A 12,643-nucleotide genomic window follows, 5' to 3' on the forward strand; every position below is an offset into this window, starting at 1 on the left:
AGATGTGTATAAGAGACAGCCGGCGAGGCATCGATGGTGGGGGCGGGCAGGGGAACACCTTCCTCCCGGGCCGAGGCGGCCGTACAGGCGGTGAGGGCGAGGAACAGGACGGGAAGCAAGGGACGGCGCATGGCGATCTCCGAGGGAGGTGTGGGCCTGCCTATAGGACCGGGGATACACCCTTTACCTCACAGGCGGCTACAGGATTCCGTGAAGCTGCCGCTAACCGTTGGATCACCGTGCGTGGGCGGCCGCCGCATGGGAACGCAGTGGCTCGGAAGGGGGCAGGAGAGTGGCGTACGACCTGGTGGAGAGACGCGTGTTCGTGGCCGATCTGGAGGTCGGCATGTACGTGAGCCGTCTCGATTGCGAATGGTCCGATACGCCGTTCCCGTTGCAGGGCCTGCCGATCGCCTCGCGGGCCGACATCGACCGCCTGAGCCGGTTCTGCAAGTACGTCTTCGTGGACATGCACCGGCGTGTCACGCCCGCGCGCGTCGTGCCCGTCGTGGCGCCCCGGCCCGCACTGAACCCTCGCCTGGTCGCCCGCCACAGCTATACGGACACGGTGCCGTTCGACGAGGAACTGCCGCGGGCCCGCGAGGCGTTCGACGGCATGTCACGCTTCGCCGAACGATTGGTGGACGACATCCACGGCGGCCGGGCGATCGAGCCGGGCGCGGTGGAAGAGGCCGTACGGCCGATGGTCGCCAGCGTATTGCGCAGCGGCGACGCCTTCTTCTGGGTCGAGAGCCTGCGCCAACGCGACAGCTACACCTACCAGCACGCCGTCGCCTGCAGCACGCTGGCGGCGGCGTTCGGCAGGCACATGGGATTCGCTGGCGAGGCCATCGTCAGTCTTGCCGCGGGCGGCCTGCTGATGGACGTGGGCAAGGCCCAGCTGCCCGATGAGCTGCTCGGACGTGGCGGCCCGTTGAGCGACGAGGAATGGGAACTGACCCGCCAACACGTGAGCGAGGGCATGGCCATCCTCGACCACGCCGGTGTCAGCGACCCCGAGGTGCGCGACATGGTGCTGACCCACCACGAACGCTTCGATGGCAGCGGCTATCCCGCGGGCCTGGCCGGCACCGCCATCCCCTTGTCCGGCCGGATGGCCGCGATCATCGACACCTACCACGCGATGTCCACGCCGCGTCCCTACCGCCCGGCCGTCTCCCGGCACCTCGCCCTCCGCCAGCTGTACGCAGGCCGTGACCGCGAGTTCCAGGGCGAGCTGGTGGAACAGTTCCAGGCCTGCATGGGGGTCTATCCGACAGGCTCGCTGGTGGAGTTGAACACGGGCGAGGTCGCGATCGTCATGATGCAGAACCAGGCGCGCCGCCTGCAGCCTCGTGTGGCTATCCTTACGCGAAAGGACAAGGCAGCGCTGGAGGAATTCCTTATCATCGATCTCATGAACCAATCGGACAGCATCCGCCGTGAGATCCTGCGTACCTTGCCCGCGGGCAGCCATGGAATCGACCCCCGGGAGTATTTCGTCCAATGAGCGAGCGGCGTGCCGACATCCTGCCTGCGGTGCAGGTCATCCTCGACCGGGTGGTCCCCGATTCGGGATGGCGCGCCGTGCTCGTCGTGCGGTTGCAGGGCATGCGCGAGGCGCAGCTCCGCTTCGGCTACGACTTCGGCAATGCCATCATGCTGGCCGCCCGCGAGCGCCTGGTGGAGGCGGTTCGCCATGTGGACACGGTCTTCGTCGCCGGTGACGACAGCTTCGTCGTGGTGCTCCCCTCGGTACGCAACCGCACCCATGCCCTGCTGGCGGCCACGCGCATCGTAGGGGCCTTCGACACGCCCCTGTTGCGCGGCGAGCGCCCCTGGCACGGACGGCCCGTGGTCGGCGTGGCGGTGCATCCCGAACACGGCACCTCCGCGGAGCTGCTCTATCGCCGCGCCGAACTGGCCCATGACGAAGCACAGCGCGTGGGCGAGCCGTTCGCGCTTTACCAGCCCGACGCCACGCCCGTGGAGATCCTCTACGGCGAACTCCGCGAAGACATCGAGGCCAATCGCCTGCACGTGGCCTTCCAGCCACTTCGCGACCTGCGCTCCGGCGAGGTGGTGCGGGTGGAGTCGCTTTCCCGTTGGACCACGACCGCCCAGATCCACGTGGCACCTGCCGATTTCGTGCAATTCGCCGAGCGCAGCGACCTGATCGTGCCGCTGACCCGTTGGAGTCTCAACGCCTCGCTGCGCCATGCCGCGGCGCTGCACCGTGGCGGCTGTCCGCTGGACGTCGCGATCAACCTGTCGCCGCGCGTGTTCGCGGAGCAGGGTTTCGCGGAACAGATGATCGGCGCCATGGACATCTGGGGCGTGCCACCGGAAGCGGTGATCGTCGAGATCACGGAAACGGCCCTGCTCACCGACCTGGACATGAGCGTGCGTGTATTGCGCTCCCTGCGCGACCGCGGCGTGCGCGTGGCCATCGACGATTTCGGCACCGGCTATGCGTCGTTCGCCTACCTGCGGCACTTCCCGGCCACCGAGCTGAAGATCGACCGCACCTTCGTCGACGCCATGAACACCGACCGCCGTACCGAACTGCTGGTGCAGGCCATGGTCGACGTGGCCCACCGCCTGGGCATGGAGGCGGTGGCCGAGGGCGTGGAGAACGAAGAGACCCTGCTGCGACTGGTCGAGATGGACTGCGACCTGGTGCAGGGCTACCACATCGGCCAGCCGGTGCGGGCCGACGACTTCGTCGCGGAACGGCTGGCGGCGGCTTCGCTGGTGTAACGGACGGGGGCGCGGGGTCAGGCGGCCAGTTCGCGGTAACGCCGGTCCAGCGCCGCCACCTTCGCGTCCAGCGCCGCTTCATCGCCATCGTTGACGATCACGTCGTCGGCGATGGCCAGGCGTCGCTCGCGGGACGCCTGCGCCTGGATCATTTTCGTGGCGAGGCTGGCGTCGATGCCATCGCGGCGGGTCAGCCGCTCGACCTGCACGTCCTCGGGCGCATCCACCACCAGCACGCGATCCACCCACGCGTAGTGCTCGCGGTTCTCCACGAGCAGGGGGATCGAGAGGATGCAGTACGGCCCGCGATCGGCCGCCACGGCGTCGCGCAGCCAGGTGCGGATACGTGGGTGAAGGATGCCTTCCAACGTCGCGCGTGCGGAAGGATCGTCGAAGACGCGCTGGCGCATCGCCGCGCGGTCGAGTCTTCCTTCGGCGTCCAGCGCCCCCGAACCGAACGTCCGCGCCACTTCGGCCAACGCCTCGGAACCGGGCTCGACCACCGCCCGCGCCGCCACGTCGGCGTCGTAGGCATGGATGCCGCGTGCCTCGAAACGCCGTTCCACGGCGCTCTTGCCCGAGGCGATACCGCCGGTCAGCGCGACGACGAAGCCGCTCATTGCAGGCCGGTGAAGCGCACGTAGGCGGCGAGCAGCCGATCGCCCGCCAGGAACCAGACCCAGCCCGCCGCGGCGATATACGGACCGAACGGGATCGGCACGTCGCGCTGATGGTTGCGGAACAGCATGAGGCCGCCGCCGACCAGGGCGCCGATCAGCGAGGACAGCATGATGACCGGCAGCAGCGACACCGGGCCCATCCACGCACCCAGCGCGGCCAGCAGCTTGAAATCGCCGTGGCCCATGCCTTCCTTGCCGGTGAGCAGCTTGAACAGCCAGTACACGCTCCAAAGGCTGAGGTATCCGATCAACGCGCCAAGGATCGCCGACGACGGTTCCACGGGTAGCGGCTGCCACGCCGGGATCAGGGTGAGCCCGAGGCCGATCCAGAGCAGTGGATAGGTCAGTTCGTCCGGCAACAGTTGGGTACGGACGTCGATGCCGGACAGGGCGATGAGGAAGAAGGTGAACAGCAGGCCGGCGAGGGCGGCCGGCGTCGGTCCGAAGTGCCAGACCACCAGGGCGCTGGCGACGCCCGTGAAGAGTTCCACCAGCGGGTACTGCGCCGAGATGTTCGTACCGCAATAGCGGCAGCGCCCACGCAGGAACAACCAGCCGAACAGGGGGATGTTGTCATGGACGGCGAGGCGATGCTTGCACTGCGGACAGTGCGACGCTTCGAGTGCGATGCCCGGCGGCTTGGGTTCGTCGACCGGATCGAGCGCCAGGACATCCCGCGCCTGCTTGCGCCACTCCCACTCCATGCGCGGCGGCGTGCGCAGGATGACCACGTTGAGGAAGCTGCCCACGAGCAGGCCGAAGACGGCGGCGAAGGTGATCCAGAGGGCGATGGGTAAGTCGGGCATGGGCTCGGCCGTGGGTTAAGAAAAACCCCTCGCCCGCGAGGACGAAGGGTTCGTATTGTGCCTTGCCTGAACGATCGGGGTCAGACGGTGCCGGCGAGCTTGAAGATGGGGAGGTAGAGGGAGATGACCATGCCGCCGACGATCGCGCCGAGGATGACCATGATCAACGGCTCGAGCAGGGTCGCCAGGTTGTCCACCGCGTTGCTCACCTCCTCCTCGTAGAACTCGGCCACCTTGAACAGCATATGGTCGAGCGCGCCCGATTCCTCGCCGATGGCCGTCATTTGCACGACCATGTTCGGGAAGAGGCCGGTCTGGCGCATGGACAACTGCAACTGATGGCCCACGGCGATATCGTCACGCATCTGTAGCACCGCCTGGCCATAGATGATGCTGCCGGTGGCACCCGACACGGCCTCGAGCGCCTCGACCAGCGGCACGCCGGCGTGGAAGGTGACGCCGAGGGTGCGGGCGAAACGGGCGATGGCGGAGAGGCGGAGGACGTTGCCGATCACCGGAAGCTTCAACGACATCCGCTCCAGGAAATGCGCGAACTTCAACGAGCGTTTCTTGGCGAAGATGATGGCGGCGATGCCACCGACGATACTGCCGATGACCACCCACCAATAAGATTGCATGAAGCGCGAGGCCGAGACCACGATCTGCGTCGGCACGGGCAGTTCGGCACCGGCGTCCTTGAAGGTCTGCTCGAACACGGGGACCACGAAGAGCAGGAGGATCATGGTGACCAGAGCGGCCACGACCAGCACCATGATGGGGTAGAGCAGGGCCTTCTTGATCTTGGCCTTGATGCCCTCCATGCGCTCCTTGTATGTGGCGACGGTGTCCAGCACCGTATCCAGGACGCCCGCCGACTCGCCAGCATGGACCAGGTTGCGATAGAGCTCGTCGAACTGCACGGGGTAGAGCGCCAGGGCCTCATGCAGGGAGGCACCCCCTTCGATAGCGTTCTTGACGTCCGTGAGGATGTTCTTCAGCCGAACGTTTTTCTGACCACTCGCGATGATGTCGAAGGCCTGCACCATCGGCACGCCAGCCGCCATCATGGTGGCGATCTGACGACTGAAGATCGCGACGTCACGGGGTTTGACCGCACTCCCCGTACCGCCGAAAAGCGGCTTGGCCTTCTCGCGTACCGTCTGCGGATTCATGCCCTGGCGGCGCAATTCCGCCTTGACCAGGGCCGCATTCTTGGCCTGCATATCCCCTTTCATGCGCTTGCCGCGCTTGTCGAGGGCCGTCCAATCGTACGTAACCAGCTTATTGACTTCGGCACGCGCAGCGCCAATGGCGCGGACGTTCTTTGTGGCGGTGGCGGTAGCCATGACGCGGTGTTCCCCCCGGATTGATGCTTCAGTAGGCCGCCCCGTTCCGGCCGGCCCCTGTTCTTATTCTAGTGTGACCGCTAGGCCGCGTCCCTTTCTGCCGCCTGGCGCACATCTTCACGTGTCGCAGGCGGTGTCGAGACCCGGATCAGTCCTTGGTGACGCGGTTGATCTCGGCCAGGCTGGTGACGCCGTTCCTGACCTTGAGCAGGGCCGAAGCGCGCAGGTCGTTGATGCCTGCTTTTCGGGCTACCTCGGCGATTTGCATGGCGTTGCCACCTTCGAGGACGATCTTCTGGATGTCCTCGACCATGGGCATGACCTGGTAAATGCCCACGCGGCCCTTGTAGCCCTCGTTGCAGCTGTCGCAGCCAACGGCCTCGTAGATGGTGATGCCCTGGTCGACTTCCTCCTGCGTGAAACCTTCCGCCAGGAGGGCCGCGGCAGGCAGCTGGATGGCCCGCTTGCAGTCGTGAAGGCGCCGGGCGAGACGCTGGGCGATGATCAGGGTGACCGACGAGGTGATGTTGTAGGGCGCGATGCCCATGTTCATCAGGCGGGCGACCGTCTGCGGGGCATCGTTGGTGTGCAGGGTGGAGAGCACCATATGGCCGGTCTGGGCCGCCTTGATCGCGATCTCGGCGGTCTCCAGGTCGCGGATTTCGCCGACCATGATCACGTCCGGATCCTGGCGCAGGAAGGAGCGCAACGCTGCGGCGAAGGTCATGCCACGCTTGGTGTTCTGCTGTACCTGATTGATGCCCTCGACGCGGATTTCCACCGGGTCTTCCACCGTGGAGATGTTGCGGCCTTCGGTGTTGAGGATGTTCAGGGCAGTGTACAGCGAGACGGTTTTACCGGAGCCCGTGGGGCCGGTCACCAGGACCATGCCGTAAGGTTTTTCGATCGCGTCCAGGTACAGCTTCTTCTGGAAGTCCTCGTAGCCGAGCTTGTCGATGCCCAGCTTGGCCGAGGAACCGTCCAGGATACGCAGCACGATCTTTTCGCCGAACAAGGTCGGCAGGGTGCTGACGCGGAAGTCGATGGCACGGGTCTTGGTCAGGTTGAGCTTGATGCGGCCGTCCTGCGGGACGCGGCGCTCGGCGATGTCCAGGCCGCTCATGACCTTCAGGCGCGAGGCGATACGGTTGCCCAGCTTGATCGGGGCCGTGGCGACGACGCGCAGGATGCCGTCCATGCGCAGGCGGACGCGATAGACCGCCTCGAAGGGCTCGAAGTGGATGTCGGAGGCGCCGCGCTTGATGGCATCGACCAGGATCTTGTTGACGAACTTGACGACGGGGGCGTCGTCATTGGCGTTGGCATCGATGCCGGTGGTGCCCTCGCCCTCGTCGTCGCCGGACTCCAGGACCAGCTCGTCCAGCCCGCCGTCCGCGAAACCCGGGACATTGGCACTCATGGCCGAAAGGGCGGTATCGATGATCCGGCGCAGCTGGCCGCGCTCGACCAGCACCGGCTCGACCATGTGGTTCGAGTGGAACTTGATCTCGTCCAGCGCGTGGGACTGCATCGGATCGGCGATGCCCACGAACAGGCGCTTGCCGCGCTTGAACAGGGGCAGGGCCTGGTGCTTGGTGATCAGGGCCTCGGTGACGAGGTCCAGGGGCATGTTGGCGGGGCCATGCCGCCGATGTCCATCAGAGGCATGCCGAATTCGGCCGAGGCCACCTGGGACAGCTTCGGGCTGTCGACGAGGTTGTGGTCGACCAGCCAGGCGGAGAGCGAGATGCGCTTATCCGCGGCATCCTGCACGGCCTTGCGCACGTCGGCTTCGGGCAGCACGTTCTCGGTGACGAGGCGGCGCGCCATGCCGGTGAGACCCGCCAGGATCGGCGTATGCATTTGTGAAGCCATGAAGGACCTGTTTCCCCGAGATACGCGCCTGAATCTACTCCACATTATGGGATTGGTCACGCCTGACCGGTACGGCGTGGGATCGTCGCGCCGTGGGTGCGCGGATCGCGCGGTCCTTCTCGTTTCCGCAGGGCGATATCCCTTATGATTCAACGACCATGGGGGAGATATCTTGAGTCGTATAAGCATTATCCTGCCCGCCAAGAATGAGGCGGCCGCACTGAAAGACCTGTTGCCCCGCCTGACAGCTGCCCAGCCGGGTGCTGAGATCATCGTGATCGATGACGGGTCCACGGACGATACGCGGGGCGTTTGCGCCGCCGCGGGGGTTGAATGCCTTTCTTCTCCCTACTCGATGGGAAATGGCGCGGCGATCAAACGTGGCACCCGGGCGGCCACGGGCGACATCTTGGTTTTCATGGATGGGGATGGGCAGCACGATCCGCTGGACATCGGGCGTTTGTTGGCTCGGTTGGATGAGGGGTACGACATGGTCGTCGGTGCTCGCGATTGGGAAAGCCAGGCTGGTGTGGGTCGAGGGGTGGCTAATACCGTTTACAACTGGCTGGCAAGCAAGATGACTGGCCAGGTCGTTGCTGACCTTACATCAGGGTTTCGTGTCGCCAGAGCTGGCCGGTTCAGGGAGTTCATTCACCTGTTGCCAAACGGGTTCTCATACCCAACGACGAGCACGATGGCATTTTTTCGCAGCGCTTATGGTGTGGCGTATGTGCCCATCAAGGCTGCTCAGCGGGTAGGGAAAAGCCATATTAGGCCGTTAAAGGACGGCGTGCGATTTCTGTTGATCATCTTCAAGATCGCGACGTTGTACTCGCCGTTGAAGTTGTTCGTACCGGTGAGTGTGGTGTTTTTTGCTCTTGGCTGCCTCAACTACGCACGTACGTTCTTGCTGGAAGGACGGTTGACCAATATGAGTACGCTGATGTGGAGTGCGGCGGTTATCGTGTTCCTGATTGGCTTGGTATCCGAGCAAATCACCGCGTTGACTTATCGTCCTGGCGAAAATGGAAGCACGTCGCGATGAGCTTGCAACCGGATGACCAGCAGCGTGAACTCGACGGGATCAGGGCCTTCTACGACGATGAGTACTATGCTCGCAACGTCGACAAGCAGCATAAGTTGCCTTGGCATTGTCGTATGGCGGCACGCGAACTGACTTTGGTCCGTGGTGGAGATGTCTTGGATGTGGCCTGCGGCACCGGGGCCTGGCTCGGTCAGTTCTCATCCATGGGTGCTCGCACCATTAGTGGAATCGATTTGTCGATCCGGGCCATTGACGCTGCTCGGATTGCGTATCCAGACGGTGACTTTCGGGCCGGACCCGCCGAGGTTCTTCCATTTCCCGATGCCAGCTTTGACGTCGTCACATGCATGGGATCGCTTGAGCACTTTGTAGACAAACCTGATGCCTTGCGTGAAATGCTGCGGGTGGCACGGCCAAACGCGGAGTTCTTGCTGCTCGTGCCGAATGCCGGCTTTCTCAGTCGCAGACTTGGTCTGTACGGCGGCACGCATCAGATAAAGGTCAAGGAAGACGTCATGTCACTCGAAGAATGGGCGGTACTGTTCCGATCGGTAGGTTTGGAGGTTCGGCACCGTCGACGTGACTTACACCCGCTTAGTTGGCGATGGATCATTCATGGCAAATGGCCTACATGGCCATTCCGTGCAATCCAGGCAATCTTGCTAGGACTCTGGCCTGTTGCATGGCAATACCAGGTGTATCACTACGCGCAGCGGAACAAGGGGTGATCTCGCGTGCGACACGTTCTGCTGATCACGCGGAATTTACCGCCACTACGTGGTGGAATGGAACGCCTGAATCTTCAATTGGCGCGCGAACTGAATCAAGGTGGTAGCCTGGATGTCATTGGTCCGAAAGGATGTCGCGGTGAACTGCCCGATGGTGTAACAGCTATTGAATGCAGGTTGAAGCCGTTGCCCATTTTTCTCTTTGGTGCGCTATTCGGAGCGATACGGGCGATCCTAAGACGTCGTCCGTCGTTTGTCATGGCTGGAAGCGGACTTTGTGCCCCATTCGCATGGATAAGTGCGCGTCTCTCCGGGGCCCGTGCTGGGGTCTATCTTCATGGTCTCGATATCGTTGTAGACAGCCACGTGTATCGGAATCTTTGGTTGCCTTTCATTCGCCATTGCGACGTTTGTGTGGTTAACAGCAAAAATACTGCGGAGTTGGCGACGGCAGCTGGAGTATCCCCAGAACGCATTCGGATAGTGCATCCGGGCGTAGATCTATCCGCAGAATTTCCGGATGGTTCAACGATTGAATCGTTCCGCCAAGATAAGGGGTGGGTGGGGCGACGCGTTCTGCTTTCTGTTGGTCGATTGACCGAACGCAAAGGCCTGGCCGAGTTCGTCGAATATGTGCTGCCGCACATTGTCGAGCGATATCCAGACATTCTCTTGGCTGTTGTCGGAAACGATGCTCCGGATGCGCTACGCCGCGTCACACGCAGTGTTAGAAGCTCCGTGGAAGCAGCGGTATCAGCCTTAGGGCTCGAAAGGCATATTGTTCTGCATGGCGAGTTGAATGACGAAGAACTTAAGTGCGCCTATGGCGCAGCGAATGTAGCCATATTCCCGGTGCAGGATATTCCTGGTGATATCGAAGGCTTCGGCATGGTCGCCATCGAAGCGGCAGCACACGGATTGCCGACAGTCGCATTCGCCGTCGGAGGTGTTCCTGATGCGGTATCGAACGGTATTTCTGGGTTCCTGGTGAGGCCTGGCGATTATCTGGGCTTCGTCGACGCGGTCGGGCGAGTACTGGACGCGCCTAGCGGCGAGTTCAGGTCCGGTAGTCGAAACTTTGCGAAAGAGTTCGCGTGGACTTCGTTCGGCGAGAAAATTCACCCGCTCGTGGAAGCTAGTCATGGACGATAAGCCGCGCATCCTGACTATTGACGAACTTGCATCCGTGACGGTTACATTCAACCCCGATCTTGTTTTGCTTAAGAAGCAACTTCAAGCGCTGGTCGACGTCGGTTTGCGCGTCATCGTCGACAACGCGTCCTCCCCTGAGATTCGAGAACAACTGCGCATTTTGGCGTCAAACTCTCAGTCGTTGCTATTGATTGAGAAGGACGTGAACGCGGGGCTTGGAGCTGCACTGAATGAAGGAATGGTGCGTGCTCGGACCCATGCTCCCGGTAGCCGTGCGGTTCTTCTGCTGGATCAAGATTCGACCTTTGCGCCGAATGTCCCACGGGGTCTGCTCGATGCATTGAACCACGTGCAGTCCGAAACCGGCACCCTCTGTTGCGTTGGGCCTGCGTTAGTTGATCCTTATGCAGGCATGGAACACGGATTCCATTATGTTGCCTATGGTTGGTTATGGGCGCGAGCGTTTCCCACAGTCAATGCCACCCCTTTCCCAGTAGCTAACCTCAATGGCAGTGGTACCACGATGTCGCTCGACTTAGTGGATCGAATCGGTGAGCTGGATCCGACATTGTTTATCGATCACGTCGACACTGAATGGTCTTTTCGTGTGACGTCCCATGGGTTCCGTCTTTTTGGTATCCCCTGGCTATCTTTCGAACACCTCATGGGTAATCGCGGCCGTCGACTTTGGCTGCTGGGGTGGCGCGTATGGCCTGAACGTAGTCCGCTTCGCCACTACTACCTTTACAGAAATACCATAAAGTTGTTGCGTCGCCGGTATGTGCCTGCTGTGTGGAAAATATGGGCGGTAGCGAAGGCCGTACTGACATTGTGTGTGGTGACGCTCTATGGCCCCGATCGGACCGAGCAGTGGCGAAAGATAGGCAAGGGTATGATTGACGGTGTTCGAGGCAAAGAGCGTGGGTGAACTGATAAAAAAAAGGCATTGGTCACGTGGCGCTCTCGTTGCCGTCCCCATTTGTCCCATGTGCGAAGGAAGGGAGCGGTCTTCCCTGGGATCGATGCACGACGCTATGAGGCCGACAGACGACGAATGGCAGTTGTGGTCATGCCGTCGGTGTCAGAGCGTCTGGCTTGATCCCAGGCCCGACGATGTGTCGATCCCTGCCGCGTACGATTTTGATTACGTAACCCACAGATCCCCGCAGGTGGTGCAGCACGCGAATTGGTTGACCTCGCTGATCGACGGCTACCTGAATTATCGCTTCGGTACGCGTCGTGCTTCGGCCTCGCACTGGGGGCATCTGGTGTTCTCGATGATCCCGCCGCTGCGGCTCAAGCTTGATTATTTTGGCCGTCATCTTGTGCGCTCCTCTGGAAGGCGATTGCTCGATGTGGGCTGTGGCAACGGCGATTTTGTCGCGTTGGCACAAACCATGGGTTGGGAAGCGGAGGGTGTCGACCCGGATCAGGCGGCGATCGATGCTTGCCGGGAGCGTGGGGTCGCAGTAACCCATGGTTTCATTGATGACCTTGCGATTGAGAAGCGGTATTCGTACTGGGATGCGATCACCATGAGCCATTCTCTCGAGCACGTTCCGGCCCCCCGGGACATGTTGTGTCGAATGTTCGATATGCTGGCCCCGGGAGGTGCGCTTTGGATCGCCTTGCCGAATCCAGCAGCGATTGGCGCTAGGTTTTACGGGTTGAACTGGGAGAGCTATGACGTACCCCGTCACTTATGCTTGCCATCTCTTGATGTTCTCAAGAGTGCTTGTCGCGAAGCCGGATTCGAGATTGTTGAGGTTCGCCGTAGGGGGGCGCATACGGGAAGGCTTTACAGACGTAGTGCCGAGATTGCCCGGATGCGTGGTGGGCGTGGATTAAGTGCTAGCTCGTCTATCGCCGGATTGCTTTCGTTGATCATGGATATGCTGGGCACGCTCAGTGTGCGTTATGCCGAAGAGAACGTAGTTGTCGCTCGAAAGAGCGATAACGCGATTGCTCGGAATTCGGTATGACCCGAGTAGTGACAACGACATGGGGCGGCGGGCCTGCGGTGCGTGTGCCTGCCTGTCCTGCGTGCGGCGGTTCGAAGCGTCGGCTTCATGCCTCACACGTGTTCGACCATTTGAACGGCCCAGAGGCGGAAGACTTGTGGACGATCTGGCGATGCTTCCACTGTCATAGTCTCTATCCGGATCCGAGGCCCTCCGATGATTCAATAGGTGAAGCCTATGGAAATTACTATACCCATGACGTCGACTATTCCTCGGGTTCTCGATCCGGC

The 12,643-nt window shown here is 62.0% G+C and carries 10 protein-coding genes and 1 pseudogene; 7 read left to right on the forward strand and 4 right to left on the reverse strand.

Annotation, left to right across the window (positions count from 1 at the left end; genetic code table 11):
• Positions 1-292: 292 nt before the first annotated feature.
• Together ACR9ZJ_RS06315 and ACR9ZJ_RS06320 are read left to right on the forward strand one after the other, a co-directional pair.
• Positions 293-1,510, forward strand: coding sequence for an HD-GYP domain-containing protein (locus ACR9ZJ_RS06315; RefSeq protein ID WP_481287203.1), 1,218 nt, complete (start codon positions 293-295; stop codon positions 1,508-1,510).
• Positions 1,507-2,760 carry a putative bifunctional diguanylate cyclase/phosphodiesterase gene (locus tag ACR9ZJ_RS06320; protein ID WP_481279675.1) on the forward strand — a complete coding sequence of 418 codons (1,254 nt, stop codon included), beginning with the start codon at positions 1,507-1,509 and terminating at the stop codon, positions 2,758-2,760. Before ACR9ZJ_RS06315 ends, ACR9ZJ_RS06320 begins: the two co-directional genes overlap by 4 nt.
• A gap of 17 nt (positions 2,761-2,777) precedes the next feature.
• Here the strand turns inward: ACR9ZJ_RS06320 and coaE are convergent, their stop codons facing one another.
• From coaE to pilB, 4 genes and pseudogenes are all read right to left on the reverse strand, one after another.
• Positions 2,778-3,380: a dephospho-CoA kinase gene (gene coaE / locus ACR9ZJ_RS06325; protein ID WP_481279676.1), complete on the reverse strand. Its 603-nt coding sequence runs from the start codon at positions 3,378-3,380 to the stop codon at positions 2,778-2,780.
• Positions 3,377-4,246, reverse strand: coding sequence for a prepilin peptidase (locus ACR9ZJ_RS06330; RefSeq protein WP_481287204.1), 870 nt, complete (start codon positions 4,244-4,246; stop codon positions 3,377-3,379). Before ACR9ZJ_RS06330 ends, coaE begins: the two co-directional genes overlap by 4 nt.
• 80 nt (positions 4,247-4,326) lie before the next feature.
• Positions 4,327-5,592, reverse strand: coding sequence for a type II secretion system F family protein (locus ACR9ZJ_RS06335; RefSeq protein ID WP_481287205.1), 1,266 nt, complete (start codon positions 5,590-5,592; stop codon positions 4,327-4,329).
• Positions 5,593-5,740: 148 nt separating this feature from the next.
• A pseudogene (pilB, locus tag ACR9ZJ_RS06340) lies at positions 5,741-7,467 on the reverse strand (type IV-A pilus assembly ATPase PilB).
• A gap of 172 nt (positions 7,468-7,639) precedes the next feature.
• On the opposite strand from pilB, the gene ACR9ZJ_RS06345 reads away from it, so the two are divergent.
• From ACR9ZJ_RS06345 to ACR9ZJ_RS06365, 5 genes are all read left to right on the forward strand, one after another.
• Positions 7,640-8,512, forward strand: a complete 873-nt coding sequence (locus ACR9ZJ_RS06345) for a glycosyltransferase family 2 protein (RefSeq protein WP_481287206.1) — start codon at positions 7,640-7,642, stop codon at positions 8,510-8,512.
• A complete protein-coding gene (locus ACR9ZJ_RS06350; RefSeq protein WP_481287207.1) occupies positions 8,509-9,240 on the forward strand; it encodes a class I SAM-dependent methyltransferase in 732 nt (243 codons plus the stop codon). Before ACR9ZJ_RS06345 ends, ACR9ZJ_RS06350 begins: the two co-directional genes overlap by 4 nt.
• A 57-nt stretch (positions 9,241-9,297) precedes the next feature.
• On the forward strand, positions 9,298-10,392 hold the full coding sequence (locus ACR9ZJ_RS06355) for a glycosyltransferase family 4 protein (RefSeq protein ID WP_481287208.1): 1,095 nt from the start codon (positions 9,298-9,300) through the stop codon (positions 10,390-10,392).
• Entirely contained in the window at positions 10,382-11,320 is a 939-nt protein-coding gene (locus tag ACR9ZJ_RS06360; protein ID WP_481287209.1) for a glycosyltransferase, read from the forward strand. Before ACR9ZJ_RS06355 ends, ACR9ZJ_RS06360 begins: the two co-directional genes overlap by 11 nt.
• Before the next feature lie 187 nt (positions 11,321-11,507).
• The gene (locus tag ACR9ZJ_RS06365) at positions 11,508-12,374 is read left to right on the forward strand and encodes a class I SAM-dependent methyltransferase (protein WP_481287210.1); all 867 of its coding nucleotides are present in this window, start codon (positions 11,508-11,510) and stop codon (positions 12,372-12,374) included.
• Positions 12,375-12,643: the final 269 nt, after the last annotated feature.

This window comes from Luteibacter sp. KNZ12-1A (assembly GCF_056755675.1).